The sequence below is a fragment of the Vibrio algivorus genome, assembly GCF_030161215.1.
Classification (GTDB): Bacteria; Pseudomonadota; Gammaproteobacteria; order Enterobacterales; family Vibrionaceae; genus Vibrio; species Vibrio algivorus.
In genome coordinates, this window is record NZ_BSPV01000005.1 from 1 (window position 1) to 23,743 (window position 23,743).

The 23,743-nt window shown below is 41.8% G+C and carries 15 protein-coding genes, 6 tRNA genes, 2 rRNA genes and 1 pseudogene; 15 read left to right on the top strand and 9 right to left on the bottom strand.

All coding sequences use genetic code 11. The annotated features are described in order from the left end of the window. Window positions 1-9: 9 nt before the first annotated feature. The 3 genes from rrf (QQJ93_RS08300) to rrf (QQJ93_RS08310) all read left to right on the top strand — a co-directional run bounded on the left by rrf (QQJ93_RS08300) (window position 10) and on the right by rrf (QQJ93_RS08310) (window position 434). Window positions 10-125: ribosomal RNA gene (gene rrf, locus QQJ93_RS08300) — 5S ribosomal RNA — on the top strand. A 70-nt stretch (window positions 126-195) separates the two neighbouring features. Further along, window positions 196-272 (top strand) — tRNA-Thr (locus QQJ93_RS08305). 46 nt (window positions 273-318) lie between these two features. Next, a 5S ribosomal RNA gene (gene rrf / locus QQJ93_RS08310) occupies window positions 319-434 on the top strand. A 42-nt stretch (window positions 435-476) separates the two neighbouring features. Here rrf (QQJ93_RS08310) and ilvY read toward each other — a convergent pair. Beyond that, window positions 477-1,367 (bottom strand): HTH-type transcriptional activator IlvY, encoded by an 891-nt coding sequence (gene ilvY / locus QQJ93_RS08315; protein WP_089125043.1) that lies wholly within the window; start codon window positions 1,365-1,367, stop codon window positions 477-479. Between the two features lie 166 nt (window positions 1,368-1,533). Here ilvY and ilvC point away from each other — a divergent pair, with 166 nt between their 5' ends. Beyond that, the gene (gene ilvC / locus QQJ93_RS08320; RefSeq protein WP_089125042.1) at window positions 1,534-3,018 is read left to right on the top strand and encodes a ketol-acid reductoisomerase; all 1,485 of its coding nucleotides are present in this window, start codon (window positions 1,534-1,536) and stop codon (window positions 3,016-3,018) included. A 168-nt stretch (window positions 3,019-3,186) separates the two neighbouring features. Here ilvC and ubiK read toward each other — a convergent pair whose 3' ends face one another. From ubiK to QQJ93_RS08340, 4 genes and pseudogenes are all read right to left on the bottom strand, one after another. Next, window positions 3,187-3,441: a ubiquinone biosynthesis accessory factor UbiK gene (ubiK, locus tag QQJ93_RS08325; protein ID WP_027696353.1), complete on the bottom strand. Its 255-nt coding sequence runs from the start codon at window positions 3,439-3,441 to the stop codon at window positions 3,187-3,189. A 168-nt stretch (window positions 3,442-3,609) separates the two neighbouring features. Further along, window positions 3,610-6,657, bottom strand: a pseudogene (locus QQJ93_RS08330) (multidrug efflux RND transporter permease subunit); the annotation flags it as partial. Between the two features lie 11 nt (window positions 6,658-6,668). Further along, window positions 6,669-7,775, bottom strand: coding sequence for an efflux RND transporter periplasmic adaptor subunit (locus QQJ93_RS08335; protein WP_089125040.1), 1,107 nt, complete (start codon window positions 7,773-7,775; stop codon window positions 6,669-6,671). 18 nt (window positions 7,776-7,793) lie between these two features. Next, complete coding sequence (locus tag QQJ93_RS08340; protein WP_089125039.1) at window positions 7,794-8,387, bottom strand: TetR/AcrR family transcriptional regulator; 594 nt, start codon at window positions 8,385-8,387, stop codon at window positions 7,794-7,796. A gap of 138 nt (window positions 8,388-8,525) precedes the next feature. On the opposite strand from QQJ93_RS08340, the gene rep reads away from it, so the two are divergent. After that, entirely contained in the window at window positions 8,526-10,541 is a 2,016-nt protein-coding gene (gene rep / locus QQJ93_RS08345) for a DNA helicase Rep (protein ID WP_089125038.1), read from the top strand. An 81-nt stretch (window positions 10,542-10,622) separates the two neighbouring features. Here rep and QQJ93_RS08350 read toward each other — a convergent pair whose 3' ends face one another. Then, window positions 10,623-11,036, bottom strand: coding sequence for a c-type cytochrome (locus QQJ93_RS08350; RefSeq protein ID WP_089125037.1), 414 nt, complete (start codon window positions 11,034-11,036; stop codon window positions 10,623-10,625). A 286-nt stretch (window positions 11,037-11,322) separates the two neighbouring features. Between QQJ93_RS08350 and QQJ93_RS08355 the strand changes: the two genes are divergently transcribed. The 10 genes from QQJ93_RS08355 to QQJ93_RS08400 all read left to right on the top strand — a co-directional run bounded on the left by QQJ93_RS08355 (window position 11,323) and on the right by QQJ93_RS08400 (window position 19,601). Continuing rightward, window positions 11,323-11,399, top strand: a tRNA-Arg gene (locus QQJ93_RS08355). A gap of 33 nt (window positions 11,400-11,432) precedes the next feature. Continuing rightward, window positions 11,433-11,508 (top strand) — tRNA-His (locus QQJ93_RS08360). Between the two features lie 97 nt (window positions 11,509-11,605). After that, window positions 11,606-11,682, top strand: a tRNA-Pro gene (locus QQJ93_RS08365). A gap of 135 nt (window positions 11,683-11,817) precedes the next feature. Next, window positions 11,818-11,893 (top strand) — tRNA-His (locus tag QQJ93_RS08370). Window positions 11,894-12,085: 192 nt separating this feature from the next. After that, window positions 12,086-12,162, top strand: a tRNA-Pro gene (locus tag QQJ93_RS08375). A gap of 862 nt (window positions 12,163-13,024) precedes the next feature. Continuing rightward, window positions 13,025-14,740 carry a dipeptide ABC transporter ATP-binding protein gene (locus tag QQJ93_RS08380; RefSeq protein WP_089125036.1) on the top strand — a complete coding sequence of 572 codons (1,716 nt, stop codon included), beginning with the start codon at window positions 13,025-13,027 and terminating at the stop codon, window positions 14,738-14,740. 114 nt (window positions 14,741-14,854) lie between these two features. After that, entirely contained in the window at window positions 14,855-16,414 is a 1,560-nt protein-coding gene (locus QQJ93_RS08385; protein ID WP_089125035.1) for an ABC transporter substrate-binding protein, read from the top strand. A gap of 150 nt (window positions 16,415-16,564) precedes the next feature. Further along, complete coding sequence (locus QQJ93_RS08390) at window positions 16,565-17,542, top strand: ABC transporter permease (protein WP_089125034.1); 978 nt, start codon at window positions 16,565-16,567, stop codon at window positions 17,540-17,542. Window positions 17,543-17,544: 2 nt separating this feature from the next. Then, on the top strand, window positions 17,545-18,489 hold the full coding sequence (locus QQJ93_RS08395) for an ABC transporter permease (RefSeq protein WP_089125033.1): 945 nt from the start codon (window positions 17,545-17,547) through the stop codon (window positions 18,487-18,489). Between the two features lie 131 nt (window positions 18,490-18,620). After that, complete coding sequence (locus tag QQJ93_RS08400; protein ID WP_089125032.1) at window positions 18,621-19,601, top strand: Gfo/Idh/MocA family protein; 981 nt, start codon at window positions 18,621-18,623, stop codon at window positions 19,599-19,601. 317 nt (window positions 19,602-19,918) lie between these two features. On the opposite strand, the gene QQJ93_RS08405 is transcribed toward QQJ93_RS08400, so the two are convergent. The 3 genes from QQJ93_RS08405 to gorA all read right to left on the bottom strand — a co-directional run bounded on the left by QQJ93_RS08405 (window position 19,919) and on the right by gorA (window position 23,675). Next, window positions 19,919-21,049 carry an outer membrane beta-barrel protein gene (locus QQJ93_RS08405; protein WP_089125031.1) on the bottom strand — a complete coding sequence of 377 codons (1,131 nt, stop codon included), beginning with the start codon at window positions 21,047-21,049 and terminating at the stop codon, window positions 19,919-19,921. Between the two features lie 262 nt (window positions 21,050-21,311). After that, window positions 21,312-21,953: an outer membrane beta-barrel protein gene (locus QQJ93_RS08410; RefSeq protein WP_089125030.1), complete on the bottom strand. Its 642-nt coding sequence runs from the start codon at window positions 21,951-21,953 to the stop codon at window positions 21,312-21,314. Window positions 21,954-22,319: 366 nt separating this feature from the next. Then, entirely contained in the window at window positions 22,320-23,675 is a 1,356-nt protein-coding gene (gorA, locus tag QQJ93_RS08415) for a glutathione-disulfide reductase (protein ID WP_089125029.1), read from the bottom strand. Window positions 23,676-23,743: the final 68 nt, after the last annotated feature.

Sequence of the window (23,743 nt, forward strand, 5' to 3'; positions counted from 1 at the left end):
AAGAATTTGCTTGGCGACCATAGCGCTTTGGACCCACCTGATTCCATGCCGAACTCAGAAGTGAAACGAAGTAGCGCCGATGGTAGTGTGGGGTTTCCCCATGTGAGAGTAGGACATCGCCAGGCTTGATTTTGAAAGAGCCCGTGTTAAACGGGCTTTTTTATGTTCAAAGCAAAATTATTGCTGAGAATATATGCTGATATAGCTCAGCCCGGTAGAGCGCACCCTTGGTAAGGGTGAGGTCCCCAGTTCGAGTCTGGGTATCAGCACCACTATTAGCATTGCAACGGCCTCATCAAATTAGCCGTAACAGTTTTGCTTAGCGACAATAGCACTTTGGACCCACCTGATTCCATGCCGAACTCAGAAGTGAAACGAAGTAGCGCCGATGGTAGTGTGGGGTTTCCCCATGTGAGAGTAGGACATTGCTAGGCTTATATTTTAAGGCCTCCCTGAATTGGGAGGCCTTTTTCGTATTAGGCTTTTATAAATTTATTTTGTGATACCTGCCATAATGCCTTTATCAGCGGATTTTGTAGCTGAGATCGTTGACAACAAATCCCTAATTTAAAAGGTTTAATCGGTGCGACTTTCAAGCGTTGAATTTTATCTTTAACTGGACTGTTATTGATGACCACATCAGGAGCGATACCTACCCCTAAACCAAGTGCAACCATACTAACAACACCTTCATGACCAGATGTTTGAGCATAAATATTAGGCTTAAACTTCATATCTCTAAACCAAGTATTACTTCTATCTCGAGCGGTGCCGGCTTCTGGAATGATAAACGGAATTTGAGTCCAATCAGGTTGTCCCTTTTGTAGTTCAGCAGTAAAACTACTGTGAACATTTGGAGCAATGACAGATAAGGGAATTTCACCGATTGTTTCAAATTCTAAACGTGCAGGTAGCTGTGTCGGCAAAGCACTGATCACAATGTCAGCCTCATCGCGTAATAACTTCTCAACCGCTTGTGCCGGATCTCCGGTTGAGAGTTTCAATTCAATTTTAGGGTAGGCCAGCCTGAAGTCGGTTAAAATTTCGGGCAAATGACTAAAGCTCGCAGTCACCGAGCAAAATAATCGAATTTCTCCGGTTAATTGCTGTTGATTACCTTGTAGGCTGCTGCAAAACTGAGTCCACTCTTGAGTGATATGGGTGGCCACTGGAAGGAGTTTTTTTCCTGCTTCCGTTAGCTCAACACTTCGGTTATCTCTAACCAGTAGTGATTGTCCTACCTCTTCTTCTAATTTTTGGATCTGCCTACTTAAAGCGGACGGGCTAATATGCATCGCAGATGCCGTTTTACTGAAGTTTTGACTACTGCATAGATGGACAAATAAGTGAAGACTACGAATATTCATTGTGATCCCATTAACGTTATTGCACTTTTCGCAATGATTACTTGTGAATATATCACTTTGAGCAATTGAATTCGTGTTTTAATATCAATTCATCGAGTAAGGACATCTTTCGAGCAACACTTACTAAACGTTATTATGGATTAATTAAAGACAGGATTTTTAGATTATGGCTAACTATTTCAATACCTTGAATCTACGTGAGCAATTAGACCAATTAGGTCGTTGTCGTTTTATGGATCGCGAAGAGTTTTCACAAGAAGCTGATTACCTAAAAGGTAAAAAAGTCGTAATCGTGGGTTGTGGTGCTCAAGGCCTTAACCAAGGCTTAAATATGCGTGATTCAGGCTTAAATGTTACGTATGCACTTCGTCAAGCCGCCATTGATGAGCAACGTCAATCGTTTAAAAATGCTAAAGATAACGGTTTTGAAGTCGCAAGCTATGAAGAATTAATTCCTCAAGCGGATCTAGTGGTTAACCTGACTCCAGATAAGCAGCATACGAATGTGGTTGAAACTGTGATGCCATTAATGAAACAAGGTGCAGCACTTGGTTACTCTCATGGCTTCAACATCGTTGAAGAAGGCATGCAGATTCGTAAGGATATTACGGTAGTGATGGTTGCGCCTAAATGTCCTGGTACAGAAGTTCGTGAAGAATATAAGCGTGGTTTTGGTGTTCCAACTCTTATTGCTGTACACCCTGAAAATGATCCACAAGGTGAAGGCCTAGAAATTGCTAAAGCATGGGCTGCGGCTACAGGTGGCCACCGTGCAGGTGTACTAGAGTCTTCATTCGTAGCAGAAGTAAAATCTGATTTAATGGGTGAGCAAACTATTCTTTGTGGCATGCTTCAAGCAGGCTCAATCGTTTGTTATGAGAAAATGATTGCTGATGGTATTGACCCTGGCTATGCGGGTAAGTTGTTGCAATTTGGATGGGAAACCATTACTGAAGCATTAAAATTTGGTGGTGTGACTCACATGATGGATCGTCTATCAAACCCTGCTAAAGTAAAGGCATTTGAGTTATCAGAAGAGCTTAAAGATCTAATGCGTCCACTGTATAACAAGCACATGGATGACATCATCTGCGGTGAATTCTCACGTACTATGATGGAAGACTGGGCGAACGATGACAAGAACCTACTAGGCTGGCGTGAAGAAACGGGTCAAACTGCATTTGAAAACTACCCTGAATCTGATGTGGAGATCTCAGAGCAAGAATACTTTGATAATGGCATTCTAATGATTGCAATGGTTCGTGCGGGTGTTGAACTAGCATTTGAAGCGATGACAGCATCAGGTATTATTGATGAATCCGCTTATTACGAGTCACTCCACGAATTGCCACTAATTGCTAATACGGTTGCCCGTAAGCGTCTATATGAAATGAACGTGGTTATCTCAGATACGGCTGAATATGGTAACTACTTATTCGCGAATGTTGCCACGCCACTACTTCGTGAAAAGTTCATGCCGAAAGTGGGCACTGATGTAATCGGTAAGGGCTTGAAAGAAAAAAGCAATCAAGTTGATAATGGTCAGTTGATTGAGATTAACGATGCGCTACGTAATCACCCAGTTGAGTGGATTGGTCAAGAGTTACGTGGGTATATGAAGGATATGAAACGTATTGCCGTTGGTGGCTAAATTACTTGTTATATCTCAGACTTTCGGTGTCGTTGGTGCTCATTGACTATCGTCAACTCCGCGCCAACTCCTAGAAAGTCAGAGATATTCCGACGTAATTCCGAACTAGATAAAACAAAAAGGCTTGCCTATTAAATTGCAAGCCTTTTGTTTTGTTGAGCGGTTAACTTATTCTTTTTCGCTTAATTTACTTTCTAAGTCAGCCAGTTTTGCTTCGAGGTCATTCAGTTTTTGACGAGTACGCAGTAGAACTTGAGTTTGTACATCAAATTCTTCACGTGAAACAACATCTAACTTGTTGAGTTGTCCTTGGATCACTTGGCGAACTTTTTGATCAACGTCGGAACCAAGGTCTTTTACTGGCTGAGGCATTGATTCGTGAATTTGTTTGGCAATTTGCTCAATTTTCTTAGCATCAAACATCTGGTTAGCTCCTAAATAGTATTGCGTTATTTTATGCAAATCTGTTCAAAATGTCTCGGCTTGTTATCGTGAAATAAAACAAAGGCTACCAATTTGGCTGGTAGCCTTTGTATTTAACTGATCCAATATGAAGAGTTAGTGTTTAGGCTCTTCGATAGCTGGAACACTTTCATCGAACTCTGGTAATGGTTTATGTTCACTTGCTAAGTAGCTGTAAATGACTGGCAATACAAACAAGGTAAACAAAGTACCAATAGCAAGGCCCGCCACGATAACAATACCAATACTAAAGCGCTGAGCCGCACCTGCACCGCTGGCATAAAGTAGAGGTATTAAACCTGCAATCATCGCTGCTGTCGTCATTAAGATTGGACGTAGACGAATTTTTGCAGATTCCATAACCGCTTCCATTTTTGATTTACCGTGATGTAGCTGCTCTTCTTTAGCAACTTCACAAATCAAAATACCGTGCTTGGTGATAAGGCCGACTAGTGTAATCAATCCTACCTGAGAATAGATGTTCATGGTTGCCGCACCCCAAGCAAGGGCAATCAATGCACCACAAATTGCCAGTGGTACTGATACCATGATGACTAACGGATCTCGGATAGATTCAAACTGAATCGCAAGTACCAAGAAGATAATCGCTAGCGCTAAACCAAATGTGGCATACAGAGCACTACCTTCAGTCACGTATTGTCTTGCTTCACCTAGATACTCATGGCTATAGCCTAGAGGTAGCTTAGTTTCAGCAATGTTTTCAAACCAATCAACTGCTTGGCCCATAGAAGCTGTTGGTGATGGAACCGCACTTATATTGGCTGAGTTTAGCTGGTTTAAGTGAGGTAGTGACAATGGTTGAGCGATAACGTCAATATTAACTAAACCGCTAAGTGGCACCGAATGTCCGTTAGATGCACGTACATAATAGCCATTCATCGATTCAGGATTAAGGCGGAATTTACGCTCAACTTGAGGTATTACCTCATAAGATCGGCCATTGAGATCGATACGGTTAACATAACCGTCAGACATCATAGTACCAATGGTCACTGCGATATCTTGCATAGTCACGCCGTAAGCACCGGCTTTATCCTTATCAATATTGATTTTCATGGTTGCCGAATCAAAATTGAGATCCAATGTTGAATAAACAAACAATGGGCTTTTGCCTACTTCGACCAAAATGTCACTGGCAATTTGGAATAAGCTTTCAAAACTGTTTGGTGTAGTGATCACAAACTGCATTGGTAAGCCTGAACCCGCACCTGGCAATTCTGGCATCTGGAAAGCCGATACCGCCATGCCTGGGATATCTTTCATCAGATTACCCACACGTTCAGTGACTTCCGATTGGCTCGCTTCACGCTGACTCCACGGTTTCATCGAAGCAATACCAAAAGCTTGGTTAGATGCAGGAACACCGGTGAATGCCTGAGCGTATTGAATCTCTGGTTGATCAACCAATACATCGTTCACTTCATTCATGGTGTTTTGTAGGTAGTCTAAGTTAGCATTAGATGGACCTGTACCCATCAGAACGACTACGCCTTTATCTTCCGATGGCGCCAATTCACTAGGAATGAATTTAAACAATAGTGGTAAACTTGCCATAACAATGACCGCAAATGCGATTAGCACTGGACGATGTTGCATTACTGCACGCAACATGCGCTCATACCGATTGGTCATGCGATCTAATACGCTGTGTACCACAACTTCAAAGCGACTCGGCTCTGAGTGGGCTTTTAGCATCTTAGAACACATTACCGGTGATAGTGTTAAGGCAATAATCCCCGACACAAATACCGCGCCCGCTAGAGTTAAGGCAAATTCCTTAAATAATGAACCCGTAATACCGCCCATCAACGCAATCGGAGCATATACCGCACCTAATGTTAATGTCATCGCGATAACCGGAACCGCAATCTCACGAGTACCAATAATTGCCGCTCTAAATGGTGGTTCGCCGAGTTTGATATGCCGATCGACGTTTTCCAATACCACGATGGCATCATCAACTACCAGTCCTATCGCAAGTACCATCGCCAGCAGAGTCATCAAGTTCCATGAGAACCCCATCGCCTGCATAACGACCGCCACACCAACCAAAGATAATGGAATCGTGATGATTGGAATGATAACCGCGCGAAGTGAACCTAGGAATAAAGTGATCACCACCAATACGATTAATGCAGCTTCCAATATGGTATGAATAACTTCATTGATTGATTCATTGATCGCAACCGTTGAATCATAAAGGATTCGCATTTCAATATTGCTAGGTAGGTTTTTTTCCAAGTCAGGCAATAGTTCTAAAATATCATGTGCGATATTGATCGGGTTGGCGGTTGGTGAGGCATCAATCGCCGCTACTACCGCTTCATCACCATTTGAAGTTGCACGATAAGTATCATGGCTTTTGGCTAATGAAACCTTGGCAATATCACTTAATCTAACCACTTGCCCCTTATCAGACTTAACCACTAAGCGTTCAAGTTCAGCGGTATCTTCTACCTGAGTATTGGCGCTACCATTATAAATAACAAACTCACCAGTAGATTGGCCGGTTGCAGATTGGTAGTTGTTGGCATTTAAAATGCTCATTACTTCAGTCGCAGTTAAATCAAAAGCTGCCATTTTGGCCGGATCTAACCAAATGCGTAGTGCATACTGTTGACCACCGTACAGGTTAACTTTAGATACACCATTAACGGTAAACAACTGTGGGTTAATTACCCGTTCTAGGTAGTCCGTGATTTGGCTAGAGACTAACTCGTCAGAAGTAAAACCAATATAAAGTACCGAGGTTGTTGAACCTGTTGACATGGTTACGGTTGGATCTTCGGCTTCTTTTGGTAGCTGCGAACGAACCGAGTTGGTTTGAGCCAAAATATCGGCTAACGCCCCATTGGGATCGGTATTAAGTTTCATCGTCACTGTAATGGTCGATAAACCCAACACTGAGCTGGAGGTCATGTAGTCGATATTATCGGCTTGGGCGATCGCTTGCTCCAAAGGCTGAGTAATAAAGCCTTGGATTAAGTTAGCATCCGCACCATAGTAACTGGTGGTTACCGTTACAACGGTGTTGGTCATTTCGGGGTATTCGCGAACGGACATTTTGAAGATGGCTTGAAAACCAAGCAATGCAATCAAAAGACTGATCGATACCGCCAAAACTGGACGTTTTATAAAAACATCAGTAAAGCGCATAGTGCCTCCAGTTACAGCATTGGGGTTTGGGCTGGTGGAGTGGTTGCATCACTCTCCACAACTTTAACTTTTGAATTGTTACTCAAGCGAACTTGTCCCGAGGTGACAATGGTTTGACCTGGTTTTAGTCCATCTAAAATATGAGCAACACTGCCCGCACGTTCGCCCACTTTTACTACTGTTTGGGTAACACGCTGTACACCGTCTTTTTCTTCAAGCACATAAATACTGTCGCCATAAAGGGTATATGTGATTGCCGTTTGAGGAGCGATGATTTGATCATGAATTGTTGGTAGTACAATGCTGGCTCTTGCAAACATACCACTGCGGAGCTTTCCATCATTGTTCGGTATTTGAGCTTGTACTTGAATCAAACCACTTTGCGCATTTACTGCAGGAGAAATCGCACTAATTGACCCCTTAAAGGTTTTATCAGCATAAGAATCAACATTGATATTCACTTGTTGACCAACATGAATCTTACTAATGTCGGTTTGCGGCACAGTAAAACGCAGACGCATAACGCTCATATCTTCTAAGCGTACAACTTCTGCCCCTGTTTCTAAAAACTGGCCATTAAATACATTACGTAAGCCGACTGTGCCATCAAAAGGTGCGGTAACGGTACGACGATCAATCGATGCTTTTAGGCTTTCAATATCGGCTGATAGTGATAAGTAATCAGCTTGGGCATTATCAAATGCTTCTTTAGACACTGAGCCTTTTGAATACAGATCTTTATAGCGAACATATTTTGCTTGTGCGGCTGGTAGTCTTGATTGTGAGCTTTTTAGTTGTGCTTTTTCTACTTTAGAATCGACCTCAACTAATACATCATTCTTTTTAACATCAATACCTGAATCAAAATGAATTTTATCAATTTGACCGCTAGCTTGAGCGGTGAGGGTAACACCTTGATTAGGCTCGACAAAGCCAATCGCATCGATGGTTGGGGTCCAATCTTCTGGGGTGACTTTGACAACTGTCACCGGGAATTCCGGCTCAGGCATATTTGCCATGTATTCGGCAATTTTTTTCTGCTTAAACATATTAAAGCCAATCACACTGCCAAAAAGCAGTATTGCGATGATTAGCATAACGAAAGTCCACTTTTTCATTTCGTTAGAACTCCAAAATTAATGTTGAATTACCGCATCCCAACTTGCTTCAATAGCGGAGTCAAGGGCGGAATCAGTGATAATATAACAACCAAGTACGTGTTTTCTGGCTATTGATAAACAAACATCTAAACTCAAACTAGCAAGTAAGTGATTATCTAATGGTTTAAAAATACCAAGAGCTTTTCCTTCATTAAACATAGCTTCAATTTTATGGAATAGCTTACGTTCCATTTCTGAGCCACAGCTTGGCCTCGTTGGTAAAGATTCATATTGGATTCGGTTGAGAATTACATCGACTTCATTTTGAGTCGTAGTAACATGAGCAACGTTTCTCCAGATTAAAATGAATCTTTCTTTGAGAGGCATGTGTTCTTCAACACCTTGCTGCACCATATCAGCTACACGCTGTAGGACATGTATGCGAACCGCTTCAACCAAGTCGTTTTTATCTTGGAAATAACGGTAGATGGTTCCTGCAGCAACACCAGCTTCTTGAGCCAGTTTGTTCATAGATAACCCTTGAAAGCCATTTTTAGCAATCATATGCTCAGCGCTATTCAATATGAGTTGTCGTTTATCTAACAGAGAATTGCCTTTAGAATTAACCATAGAAAAAACCAGATAATGAATGAACGTTCATTCATTATATTCAGGATTTATTGATTAGTCAGTAAAAATAAAATATTCGTATTAATTTGTTACACCTTGATTAGGGTAGCAGGTGTAGAGAAAAATATTGAGCTCAGTATGAAGTTAAACTCCCGACAAGATGAAGCAGTAAAATATGTCTCCGGCCCATGCTTGGTGCTCGCTGGTGCTGGCTCTGGCAAAACTCGCGTGATCACTAATAAAATGGCCTACCTTGTGCAGCAATGTGGCTATCAAGCAAGGCATATCGCAGCGGTTACTTTTACTAATAAAGCCGCGCGGGAAATGAAAGAGCGTGTCGGGCAAACCTTAGGTAAGAAAGAAGCTCGGGGATTGATGGTATCAACTTTCCATACGCTCGGATTAAACATCATTCGTCGTGAATATAAATCATTAGGGTTAAAAGCCGGTTTCTCGTTATTTGATGATCAAGACCAACTTGCCTTGTTGAAAGATTTAACAGAAGAACAACTCGATGGCGATAAAGATTTACTACGTCAACTATTAAGCAGCATTTCTAATTGGAAAAATGACATGCTGACCGCCGATCAGGTTAAAGCACAAGCTCGTTCAGAACAAGAGCAGTTGTTTGCCTTTTGTTTTGATAAATATTTGAATCAAATGAAAGCTTATAATGCTCTTGATTTTGATGACCTGATTGCCATGCCGGTACTACTGTTGAAAACTAATAGTGAGGTGCGTGAACGCTGGCAATCTAAAATCCGCTACTTGCTGGTGGATGAGTATCAAGATACCAATACCAGCCAGTATGAATTAGTGCGTCTCATTGTCGGTGAAAGAGCCCGCTTAACCGTGGTAGGGGATGATGACCAATCCATCTATTCTTGGCGTGGTGCTCGCCCACAAAACCTAGTGTTACTTAATCAGGATTTTCCACAGTTAAAAGTGATTAAGTTGGAGCAAAATTACCGTTCAACTAGTCGAATTCTACGTTGTGCCAATATTTTGATCGCCAATAATCCACATGTATTTGAAAAAACGCTTTTTTCTGAAATTCCAGATGGTGAGAAGCTCAAGTTGCTTACCGCTAAAAATGAAGAGCATGAAGCCGAACGAGTAACCGGAGAAATTATTGCTCATCGCTTCTTAAACCGAACTCAATATAAAGACTATGCGATTTTGTATCGCGGAAACCACCAGTCTCGCTTGATTGAAAAATCGCTAATGCAAAACCGGGTGCCATATAAAATATCAGGCGGCACTTCATTTTTTGCACGCGCTGAAATCAAAGATATGATGGCTTATTTACGTGTTTTAGTTAACCCAGATGATGACAATGCCTTTTTGAGAATTGTAAATACGCCTAAGCGAGAAATTGGCCCAGTGACTCTCGAAAAGCTTGGTAGTTACGCGAATATGCGTGGTAAGAGTTTATTTGAGGCTAGTTTTGAGTTGGGGCTTGAGCAGCATTTATCAGGCAGAGGCTTAGAATCATTGCGACGCTTTACGGCATGGATTGTTGAAATTGCTGATAATGCAGAAAGAGGTAATACAGTTGATGCAGTACGTTCATTAGTGCGAGATATCAATTATGAAGATTGGTTATACGAGACCTCATCGAGCCCTAAAGCAGCAGAAATGCGTATGAAGAATGTTTCTGATCTTTATGCGTGGATCACGGCAGATTTAGAGGGTGATAACTACGATCAAGAAGTGAAGACCCTAAAAGAAGTGGTTCAACGCTTAACGCTGCGTGACATGATGGAACGAGGCGAAGGCGATGATGATGTTGACCAAGTACAACTGATGACATTACATGCTTCTAAAGGTTTAGAGTTCCCTTATGTGTATTTAATGGGAGCAGAAGAAGGCATCTTGCCACATCAAACCAGTATCGATGAAGAAAATGTCGATGAAGAACGCCGTTTAATGTATGTCGGCATCACGCGTGCTCAGAAAGAGCTGACCTTTACGATGTGCCGTGAGCGTCGCCAATATGGAGAATTGATTAAACCAACGCAAAGTCGCTTCTTGGATGAGTTACCTTTTGATGATGTTGAGTGGGAGTTACATAAAAAACCACAAAGTGCAGAAGAACGCATGGAAAAAGGGCAGGCGCATATCGCTAATTTACGGGCTATGTTTAAAAAGTAGTTAAACTGATTTTCTAAGTAAAATAAATAATAAAGCCTCGTACTAGCAAAAATACGAGGCTTTATTTATGTGCTGCGGTGTTTATAAACCAGCAATCATGTGTTCAATAGCAGCTTTGATCTCATCATCAGAACAATCCATACAAGTCCCTTTTGGTGGCATTGCATTAAAGCCTTCGATGGCATGCTTAATTAACGTATCCTCACCTTGAGCAATACGGGTTCCCCAATCTCCAGCATCACCTTTCTTCGGTGCGCCACTGACGCCAGTACCATGACAAGCAATACAGAAAGTGCCATACACAGTTGCACCATCACGAGGGCCAGATGCTTCAGCAGCCGCAGGCTCGCTACCCGCTAAGTAGACATCTCCAACAGGTTTAATACGATCAGCGATCGCAGTTCGCTCGCTATCACTTATTCCAGAAGCAAAGGCGAAAGAAGAAAAGGTTAGTGTCGCGGTAAGTATCATTAAGGTTTGGCGAATCATATCCATAAACTCACTATATGCTTAGGCCGATAAAAAGACCTAGATAAAAACAAAGCTTCATTGCTCTTAAAGGAGCAGTATATCGTTATAAATTTGTAAATAAGTCGTGATTGTATCCTTTTAATAACGTGGCATAAACTATAAGATTGCAGTGACATGGTGTGTGTCACATCCTAAATAGGTTTATTTATTGCTTAATTGTTGAAAAACACACCAAACAGTAAAAAAAGTTTAAAAAACACTAGACGACCTAGTGTGATATACGTATTATTCCACTCCGCCGATAGGGCATGCGCCCGTAGCTCAGCTGGATAGAGCGTTGCCCTCCGGAGGCAAAGGTCGAAGGTTCGAATCCTTTCGGGCGTGCCATTCGGAAAGTGGAGATATCGGTAAAAAACATTGGTGGCTGTAGCTCAGTTGGTAGAGTCCCGGATTGTGATTCCGGTTGTCGCGGGTTCAAACCCCGTCAGCCACCCCATATTATGGTAGCCTTGGGTTTCCAGCTTCGATTTCATCGAGGCAAAATGCTTAAATTAGTTACCCAGCTAATTGTTAGTAAGTGAAAATGAAAAATTCGGTGAATAGCGCAGCTTGGTAGCGCATCTGGTTTGGGACCAGAGGGTCGGGGGTTCGAATCCCTCTTCACCGACCATTTTAAATAAACTTTTGTGATAGACAAAAGTTTCGGTGTAAGAAGCCCGACAAATCGTGGGTTCGCCTGATGTTAGAATCTTGGCTCTTCACCGAGCATATTTTAAAGCCTCACTCAGGTGAGGCTTTAACTTTGGTGGCTATAGCTCAGTTGGTAGAGTCCCGGATTGTGATTCCGGTTGTCGCGAGTTCAAGCCTCGTTAGCCACCCCATATTTTAGGTACGAGTTTATAGTCCCTAGTTACTAGGAAGATTAAAACTGGCACCTCTAGGAACTAGTAAACTAGGGACTAGGAACTTACATCGGTGAATAGCGCAGCTTTATAGCGCATCTCCGGCTTTTAGGAATAAGCGGACCAGAGGGTGACCCTCAGCTTAATGAACTAAAAGTAAATACAAAATTTCGGTGAATAGCGCAGCTTGGTAGCGCATCTGGTTTGGGACCAGAGGGTCGGGGGTTCGAATCCCTCTTCACCGACCACTTTATAAAAAGCTCTGCAGAAATGCGGAGCTTTTTTGCATCTATCTCGACGGGTCGGGGGTTCGCTTGATATTAAAATCTAGGCTCTTCACCGACCACTTTATAAAAAGCTCTTCAGAAATGCGGAGCTTTTTTGCATCTATCTCGACGGGTCGGGGGTTCGCTTGATATTAAAATCTAGGCTCTTCACCGACCACTTTATAAAAAGCTCTGCAGAAATGCGGAGCTTTTTTGTATCTATCTGGACGGGTCGGGGGTTCGCTTGATATTAAAATCTAGGCTCTTCACCGACCACTTTATAAAAAGCTCTGCAGAAATGCGGAGCTTTTTTGCATCTATCTCGACGGGTCGGGGGTTCGCTTGATATAAAAATCTAGGCTCTTCACCGACCACTTTATAAAAAGCTCTTCAGAAATGCGGAGCTTTTTGTATCTATCTGGACGGGCGGGGATTCGCCTGATATTAAAACACTGCCAAATTTGAACTGACTGATTATTGCTTTTAAGTTTATATCTATCTATTTCTGCTGCTTTAGTTACTGGTTTTCTCAGTGTTATTTGCTTGTTTATGCATTGAGAGTATAACAATCTGCTGTGATCTACTGCATGCTTTTTAAGCTAAATCTGTTGTGTTGTTTATTTTGTCAGCAATATTATCTATCCTTTGTTGAATTTTTGTTAATAAACGTGCTTTGTACGGCTTTTTTTAGCGTTTAATATGCTGTTTTATTGCATTTTCATTAATTGTTTGCCAAATTGGAATACACAATTTGTCTTCCCTCCTTTTTGATGGGGATTACAACGAATGGATTCGTTTTTTTACAGACAAGGCAGAAAGCTGTCAAAGCAGTAGAGGTCTGGTAATGCCACTTTTAGAAGTTAAAGATCTACGGATTGAATATCCGTCACGTCACGGTGTTCACGCCGCGGTAAAATCCCTTTCTTTCAGCATTGAGCGCGGTGAAATCGTCGGTGTGGTTGGTGAGTCTGGTGCAGGAAAATCTACCGTCGGTAATGCGGTGATTGATCTGCTAAGCCCTCCAGGTCGTATCGCTGGTGGTGATGTTTTTCTTGATGGAGAGAAAATTTCAGGCTTAACACCTGAGCAAATGCGTTCAGTACGCGGTTCTAAGATAGGGTTTATTTTCCAAGACCCAATGACGTCATTAAATCCATTATTTACGGTTGAACATCAACTTACCGAAACGATTCATGCCAATATGAAAGTATCGGAAAAAGAGGCGTATGAGCGTGCATTAAACTTAATGAACCAAGTAGGTATTCCTCAACCTGAAAATCGCTTAAAACAATATCCTCATCAATTTTCTGGTGGCATGCGTCAACGTGTGGTGATTGCCATCGCGTTAGCTGGCGAGCCTGAGTTAATTATTGCTGATGAACCGACTACCGCGCTTGATGTATCGATTCAAGATCAAATTCTTAGCCTTATCCGCGAGTTATGTATTAAAAATAATGTCGGATGTATGCTGGTAACCCATGATATGGGCGTAGTTTCTAACGTTACCGATAAAGTTGCGGTGATGTATAGAGGTGACCTGGTTGAGTTTGGACCAACCGCCAAAGTACTTGGTACGCCAGAACATACCTACACTCGCAGTTTAATTTCAGCAGTGCCACGCTCAGATAAGAAATTTGATCGCTTTCCGTTGGTGAGTTATATCGAGGAAGCACATGAACTTGAGCCACTCGATGTCAAAACCCATTGGTTAGGTCAGAGCCAAGATCAGCGTGATTATACTGGTCCATTGCTTAGTGTTGAAAATGTTAGCTTACGTTTTACTACCAAAGACTCGTTGTTTGAATCACGTAGAGAATATGTCCAAGCCTCTAATAATGTCAGTTTTGATGTTCATGAAGGGGAAACATTTGGGCTAGTTGGTGAATCTGGATCAGGTAAATCGACAATTGCTCGTGTGATTGCCGGGTTATATGCACCAAATGAAGGCAAGGTTACCTTTGAAGGTATTGATTTAACCGCAATTAAATCAGAACGTGAACGTCGACCATTCCGTCGTCAAATGCAAATGGTGTTTCAAAATCCTTATACTTCAATGAACCCTCGCATGAAAATCTTCGATATTATTGCTGAGCCGATTCGTTTTCATAAGCTCACCCGTGATGAAAATGAAACTCGTAAGATCGTACATGATCTGTTAGATCACGTAGGTTTAGGCCGTATGGCTGGGGTGAAATTCCCACATGAGTTCTCCGGTGGTCAACGTCAACGTATTTCGATAGCTCGTGCTTTAGCGACTCGCCCACGTTTATTAATTTGTGATGAGCCAACCTCCGCATTGGATGTGTCGGTTCAGGCACAGATCTTGAATCTATTAAAAGACTTACAAGATGAGCTGAATTTAACCATGTTATTTATCAGCCATGATTTGCCAGTTATTCGCCAAATGTGTGATCGCATTGGTGTGATGAAAATGGGGCAATTATTGGAAGTGTCTCCAACCGAACAGCTGTTTACTGATCCGCAACACGAATATAGTAAACAATTGATTTCTTTAATGCCGGAATTTACAGGCCTTAGAGAAGATATGAAAATCGCTTAATGGCGATATCGTATGGGCAGCGAGAGTTCGTTGCCTATAAAAACACAGATGTATAAACACAACACACTCTATATAAAAACAAGGGATGTCCTCCCGCATGAAGGAGTTATGCAAATGAAAATGATGAAGAGCAAATTAGCCGTAGCATTAATGGCTGCGGGTTTGAGCTTTAACGCACTGGCTGCTGATATTACCGTGGCTTATGATGCTGACCCAGTATCGATGGATCCACATGAGCAATTATCGGGTGGTACGCTGCAGTTGTCTCACATGGTGTTTGACCCACTGGTTCGCTATAACCAACAGTTTGAATTTGAAGCTCGATTGGCTGAAAAGTGGGAGCGAATTGATGATAAAACCATGCGTTTTCATTTGCGTAAAGGTGTGAAATTCCACTCAGGTAATACCATGACTGCGGATGATGTGGTATGGACCTTTAATCGTTTACAAAACTCTCCAGACTTTAAAGCTATTTTCGAACCGTTTGAAAAAGCAGTAAAAGTTGATGATTTCACAGTCGATCTTGTTACGAAAAATGCTTTCCCTCTAGTGCTTCAATCTGCTACTTATATCTTCCCGATGGATAGTAAGTTCTACTCTGGTAAAGATGAAAATGGCAACGATAAGTCTGCAATTGTGAAGCATGGTAACTCTTATGCTTCGACTCATATTTCAGGTACAGGTCCATTTATTGTGACAGCACGTGAGCAAGGCGTAAAAGTTGATTTTGAACGTTTTGCTGATTACTGGGATAAAGACTCAAAAGGTAATGTTGATCATCTGACACTTAAACCAATTAAAGAAAATGCCACCCGTGTTGCTGCTTTGCTTTCTGGTGGTGTGGATATGATTGCTCCGGTTGCTCCTAATGACCATGATCGAGTGAAAGGTGCCGATGGTATCGATTTAGTGACTCTGCCAGGCACTCGTATTATTACTTTCCAAATGAACCAAAACAGCAACCCAGCTTTAAAAGATAAGCGTGTTCGCCAGGCGATCGTTTATGCGATTAACAACGAAGGGATTGCTAAGCGAATCATGAAAGGCTTCGCAACTGCCGCTGGTCAACAAAGCCCAGAGGGTTACGCAGGCTACGATGCTGAGCTTAAACCTCGCTATGATTTGAACAAAGCGAAAGAGCTGATGAAAGAAGCGGGCTACGAAGATGGCTTTAGCTTAACAATGATTGCGCCAAACAACCGCTATGTAAATGATGCAAAAATTGCTCAAGCAGCGGCTGCAATGTTGTCGAAAATTGGCATTAAAGTTGATTTGAAAACGATGCCTAAAGCTCAATACTGGCCTGAGTTCGATAAGTGTGCTGCGGATATGTTGATGATTGGTTGGCATGCGGATACCGAAGACTCAGCAAACCTAACTGAGTTCTTAACCATGACTCGTGATGAGAAGACTGGTAAAGGTCAATATAACTGTGGCCACTACTCAAACCCAGAAGTCGATAAGCTGATCACTGAAGCTAATACTGAAACCGATCCAGAGAAGCGCAGCGCAGAACTGAAAAAAGTTGAACGTATTCTTTATGATGATGCTGCTTTTGTGCCATTACATTGGCAAAACCTAGCGTGGGGCGCGAAGTCTAATGTTCACATTACACCAATTGTGAATGCGATGAACTTCCCATACTTTGGTGATTTAGTGGTTGATGAAAAATAAGCTAATTTCACGAGATTCATTCGTTGTTATTAGTGAGCAATAGGCCGTATATTCCTCGAATCTAGGTATACGGTCCTATAAAAATAAGCTGGTTACTTCTAAGAAATATGGAGCTAACCAGCATTTAATGGATTATTTAAGGGGCAAGGAATGTTAACGTTTCTGGTCAAGCGCCTATTTCAGGCACTGATAGTGATGTTTGTGATCAGTCTAGTAGCGTTTTCCATACAGGATAACCTAGGTGACCCGTTACGTGAGTTAGTCGGGCAATCAGTTTCAGAATCTGAGCGACAAGCATTGCGTGATGAATTGGGCCTTAATGACCCATTCACAGTTAAGTATTCTCGTTTTGTGGTGGATGCATTACATGGCGATTTAGGAACATCTTACTTTTTTAAAAAGCCGGCAGCAGAAGTGATTTTGGATAAACTTCCAGCCACTCTAGAGCTGGTTTTTGGCGCGACATTAATTATTATATTTTTATCGATTCCACTCGGTGTTTATTCTGCAATTAACCCTAAAAGCATTTTAACTAAAGTCATTATGGGGTTTAGTAGTATTGGCATTTCGATTCCAGTTTTCTTAACTGCCATTATGTTGATGTATGTGTTCTCGATTGAGCTAGGCTGGCTGCCGTCCTATGGTCGAGGAGATACCAGTGATATTTTAGGTTGGGATTCTGGCCTGTTTACACTAGATGGTTTAGCACATTTAGTCTTGCCTTGTATTTCTTTGGCTTCAATTATGTTGCCGCTATTTATTCGTTTAGTCCGTTCTGAAATGCTGGAAGTGCTAGGCTCTGAATACATTAAATTTTGTCGTGCTAAAGGTTTGGCAATGAACAAAATTTATTACCAACATGCACTGAAAAATACCATGCTACCGGTATTAACCGTTGGTGGTGTGCAGATTGGTACTATGGTGGCTTACACCATTCTGACTGAAACCGTATTTCAATGGCCGGGTACTGGCTTTCTTTTCCTTGAAGCGATTAACCGTGTTGATACGCCGTTAATTACCGCTTACGTTATCTTCGTCGGTTTGATCTTTGTGGTCACCAATACCATCGTTGATTTGCTTTATGGTTTGGTTAACCCAACCGTTAACATCACAGGAAAAGGAGCATAATTATGAATCAGCAAACTTCATCTGTTGTTCCGACTCGTTGGGAACGCTTCAAACAATCAGACATCTTGTATTATTTCCTACGAGACAAAGTGGCGATGGTCAGCTTTGCGGTTTTTATGGCATTTTTTGTTGCGGCTATTTTATCGCCGTGGCTCGCGCCAACTGACCCGTATGATTTAACTTCGATTGATATTATGAACTCTGAACTGCCTCCATCGTGGATGGCAGATGGTGATCCGGCATTCTGGTTAGGTACCGATGACCAGGGACGAGATATTTTTTCAACCATTTTATATGGCTCTCGCTTGTCATTAATGATTGGTTTTTGCGCAGTAGCGGTTCAACTGTTTTTGGGTATCATCATTGGGTTATCAGCTGGTTACTTTGGTGGCCGCATTGATAGTTTCTTAATGCGCTTTGCTGACATCCAATTATCTTTTTCTACTATGATGGTGGCGATCATTGTTTCGGCCATTTTTAAAGCCAGCTTTGGTGGTGAATTTTATGGTCAGTATGCAGTGTTAATGCTGATTGTGATTATTGGTGTTGCTGAATGGCCACAATACGCACGTACGGTTCGTGCATCAGTACTGGCAGAGAAGAAGAAAGAATATGTGGAAGCGGCGCGTGTGATGGGTTTCCGCTCACCTCGTATCATGTTCCGTCATATTTTACCGAACTGTTTATCGCCAATCTTGGTTATCTCAACGGTTCAAATTGCGAACGCGATCATGTCGGAAGCAGCACTATCTTTCTTAGGTCTAGGTTTACCGGTTGACCAACCATCACTGGGTTCATTGATTAGTATAGGTTTTAACTATATTTTCTCAGGCTCTTGGTGGATCACTGCATTCCCAGGAATAGTATTGGTTACTATAGTATTAGTGATTAACTTGCTTGGTGACTGGTTGCGTGATGTGTTCAATCCTAAGCTATACAAAGGTTAAATACCCTGAGTACTTGGTGTTGTTAAAATTAAAATAGTTACTCCGTAAGATAAATTTACGTATGATGCAAACCGCAAAGGGAGACTTTTGCGGTTTGTTTTTTTAGGTATGTCGATTGAGAGGGAAAACATATGCTACGTCTAGCCATTATCGGGACGAACTGGATCACTGAGCGTTTTGTGCAAGCGGCCATAGAAGTTAATGAGTTTGAATTAACCGCCGTGTATTCACGCACCGAAGCACGAGCGTCAGAGTTTGCGTCGCCATTTAATGCTCAAGCACAATACTTTACTGATTTACAGGCTATGGCAGAAAGTGATGTGTTTGATGCTGTCTACATTGCTAGTCCGAATGCTCTCCATTATGAACAAAGTGTGTTGATGCTAGAAAATGGTAAACATGTTATTTGTGAAAAACCTATCGCTTCGAATATTACTCAAGCCGAGCATATGTACCAGGTGGCTGAGCAAAATGGTGTAGTGCTATTTGAAGCATTTAAAACTGAGTATTTACCTAACTTTCAGCTCATTAATCAGAACCTTGATAAATTGGGTAAACTGCATAAAGTTTTTATTAATTATTGTCAGTATTCATCTCGCTATCAGCGTTATTTGGATGGTGAAAATCCGAATACCTTCAACCCTGCTTTCTCAAATGGCTCAATTATGGACATCGGTTTCTACTGTGTATCCAGTGCTGTAGCACTCTTTGGCGAGCCTGAAACGATTAAAGCGAGTGCTCACTTACTTGATTCTGGCGTTGATGCTCATGGTACAGTAATTTTGAACTACAAAGAGCATGATGTGGTGATTTCACACTCTAAAGTGTCAGATTCTAATATCCCAAGCGAGATTCAAGGTGAAGCTGGTTCAATGATTATTGAACACATTTCGGAGTGTGATCATATTGTGTTGAAATTACGTGGTGAAGACGCAGTGACGCTAACTGTCCCTCAAGTGGAAAACACCATGACTTATGAAGCGAGCATTTTTGCTGAGCAAATCAAGCAAGGTAAGTTGTGTGAAAAAGCTAAAGCAAGAGCGTTGGGCGTGTCGCGCATTAGTACCGAAGTGAGAAAACAAGTAGGTGTCGTATTCCCTGCGGATAAGTAAGCTAACCTCAGTTGCGGATAACTAGAAGTCACTCAATACAGCACTTTAGGCGTCTAACTTCTTTAAAATCAACGCAATAGGCCAGCTATTGACTTATGATTTTGCCTTGTTATCCATCCCAAATTGCAGCATTGAGAGAAAGTCATCAATCCTAGATACCTGACAGATGTTTTTATCACTTTTATATCAGTGAGTTAGGTTCATTATTGTGACACTCTTATCCGAAGCTGAGGTTAAGTTAGGTATTTCTTAAAGCCAAGAATAAACAAAGCCTCAGTTAATGCCGATTAACTGAGGCTTTGCTATTTAGAAGAAGATTAGAAGCGGCCGTTAACCATAATAATCAACTGGCGGCGATCACCAACTACACCGGTATACTCCATAGCGGCAGATAAGTGCTTATTGACTGTAAAATTAGCGCCCAAAATGCCGGCCCACTTTTCAGAGTTTTCTTGATGTACTTCGAATGCAATGGTATGCGGTGCATCAAAATCTTGAGTGGATTCCATCGTTTCAAGGTTAAAGCCACCAGAAATGGTTTGGTTGCTGTCCATATAGCTCGCACCAGTATACAGCGCCAACTCTAGTCCATGGTTGAGTTCAAAATTATAACCGACACGTGGCTGAATATTGAGAGTGCCGCCGCTTACATTGGTCTTCTTCATGTTAGTTTGGGTGTATACCACGGGCATAGTATAGAACCAATCTCCACTTGCACCTGCTAACATCGCACCAAGGCTGTAGTTGTAACCTTCAATTTCAGCTTCAGCATTGAGGCGCCAAGGTTCACCATTGAATATATCTGGTGGCGTATCTGGTTTAAGTGCACTACCTGCTCGACATTTCACTGGATTTTTGGCGCAGTAGGCTTGTATGCCATCATTAATTGCATTGGTAACCGGATCACTAGTCACCACACTACCTTTAGGCATACTCATTTTAATATCAATGGTGCCTTTAATACGGCCAACAGTGGCAAATACATTAAGAAAAGGGAGTACCCAAGCATCTAGTTTTAATTGTGGGGTATTGGTTTTGCTGCGAAATCGGTCAAAAGACAGAAAATCAATATCAACATTCGCAGGGCCACCATAGCCAATTTTCATATCGCTAATCGTCTGATCCTGTTCGATATAGCTGTATAAAAAGCTGACACCAAAAGGCAGAGGCAAATCGTAGCCATTATAAATTGCGACTTGACCACCAATGGGTAATATTCTATCCCATACTTTATCTGAGTTAGCTGGGCGATTTGGATTGCCACTCGTTGGTTTCGCTTGGGTTGTTTGAGCGCTTTGTGGTGTGCCAGCTTTAGGTACGGTTGTGACTTCGCCAATTTGGCTTGAAGCGGCATAAGCAATCGAAAACAGTGCAGAGGTTAGGTAAGTGCTGATGAGGCTTACACCATGCTTAAGGTTGGCAAATCCAGATAGAGGGCGACGAGACATAGAATAAGATCCATTCATTTCTATTGTAATATTGATGAGTCATTAAGGCGTTATTTGAAATAACCAATATCAATGTATCGATACTTAATGAAGGTATGGTAATGGATAATTACATTGATTACACACAAATTAAGTGAGTGAAAGTAATTATTTATAGTTTAGCTTAATTTATACTTTATCGCGCCTAGACTGGCAGCGTTTAGCCGCGATCTTACCGTTTAATGAATTAAAAAGTAGGAAAGCCTGATAAATCTGGTGAGTATTAGTTAGATACTCGAATATAAAAACCGATATGACCATCATGGTCTTCATAACTGGCTCTGCCGCCCAGAGCAATATTTTCAGTGAAGTAGTAATTCATCTCAGCAGAAGTTTGCAAATAGGTACGGTCATAGGCATATTTAGCGCCAATGTCGGCACCAAGATCAATGTTGCGAGTTAAGCTATAACGTAAGCCTGTTAAACCTTTTATACCAACACTATGATCATCGTAATCAATGCCAATAATATCATCAGCGGTAGAGCTAGTTTTACGATCTTTGTACCAATCATAACCCAGTTCGCCACCGACAACCCAATCGAGCGATGGATTCAGCGGCATGCGATATAACGCACCAAATGCGACATCACTTTGACTAAACTTGGAATCGTAGGCATTTTCACCGGTTGGAAAGTCTCCATCATTGAGAAAATAGTTTTGATAGTGGCCAGTAAAGATCCAGTTCTCATCAATCATATAGCTCCCACCTAGCTTGATATCCAAACCGTCAGTTTGCCAACCAGCACCAATCTGAAAATTATTATAATTATACGGTGAGTCGTAGGCGCGATAGTCTGGATTGGTTAAGCTCGTGATTGGCGTTCCAGTCCAATATGAGAGCATGGAAAAAAGCAAAATGAACATAGTGAGCGTCTGTCCTTAGAGTGAGTATTTTAAATTTTACGCCAATGTTTAATGCAAAGACTAGTTAAAAACGCTCAAAAGTGAGTATTAAAAATAAATAAAAATTGTTTACGATCACTGCCTAAACCAGTGTATTCGAGATCTACTGATAAGTATTGATTAACACCGAGATCTAAATCAATAATTCCTGCTCACAGTTTTTGGTTTTCCTAATGTAATCTGCTATCGGCATTGATATCACGAATGGCTTGTCGTTTATCTAGGCTAAAACGCCCTGAAATATCTTGGCAGGTTTCATTTGATGGCGCTAGAATAAAAAAGCCCCACTAAAAAGTGAGGCTATGATTTAAGTTACGGATAGTTAAACTATCTCATAGTAACAAACTCTTCCGAACCCGTTGGGTGAATGGCGACAACTGCATCAAAGTCCGCTTTGGTTGCACCCATTTTCATTGCAACCGCAAAACCTTGGATCATTTCATCAACCGTGAAACCAATGCCATGTAGACCAACTACTTTCTCGTCGTCGCCTGCACAAACTAGCTTCATTTTACATGGTTGGCGGTGTGAAGTGACCGCAGTATACATAGCAGTAAAGCCTGAAGTGTAGACTTTAATATTGTCTTCACCGTATTGTGCTTTTGCATCTTGCTCTGTTAAACCAATAGTGCCGATTGGTGGATGGCTAAAGACGACAGTCGGGACTAGGTTGTAATCCATCTTAGCGTCGGTTTTACCGTTAAATAAACGTTCAGATAATTGGCGACCGGCTTTGACTGCTACAGGGGTGAGTTCAATACCACCTTCCATGATGTCACCGACACAGTAGATGCCTTTGACATTGGTTTCTTGGTATTCATCCACTTTGATATAACCGCGCTCGTTAGTTGCCACACCAGTGACATCCAAGTTAATCGCATCGGTTGCTGGATGACGACCAATTGCCCAAATTAGGGTATCAACATTTTGACTTTCACCGTTTTCTAAGTGAAGGGTAATACTACCGTCAGCTTCTTTTACGACTTCTTTAGGCACAGAATTGGTATGTAGTGTTGGGCCCTCAGTGTTCATTACTTCAACTAAGGTGTCGATAATCATAGGATCGAAGCTACGTAGCGGCGATTCTTTACGAACAAATAGGTGAGTTTCAGTGCCGAGTGCGCTAAGTACGCCAGCAATCTCAACCGCAATATAACCTGCGCCAACCACTGCAACGCGCTTTGGTTGCTCGTTCAGCTCGAAAAAGCCGTTTGAATCAATCCCGTGCTCAGCTCCAGGAATGTTTGGAATTGTTGGGCGGCCACCGACTGCGATCAGAATATGATCGGCGGTGTATTGCTCGCCATTGACTTCAACGGTTTTCTCATCAACAAATTTAGCAAAGCCACGGATAACATTGATTTTGTTATTACCTAATACGCGGTCGTAAGATTGATGAATACGGCCAATATACGCTTGACGGTTTTCCACCATTTTGGCCCAGTTAAAGCTTTTTAGCTCCACATCAAAGCCGTAATCTTTTGAATACAGGTTAATCGCTTCCGCTACTTGTGCGCCGTGCCACATTACTTTTTTAGGTACACAACCTACGTTGACACAAGTGCCACCAAGATCTTGAGCTTCAATCAGTGCCACTTTTGCACCGTACATAGCTGCGCGGTTAGCGGATGCAATACCGCCACTACCGCCACCAATACAAATGTAATCAAAATGCGTTGTCATTTTGTTCTCCGTAACCTGTTATGTCTGTCTTTATTTAATGAGGGTAGCAGATGGATTATGCAACCCTG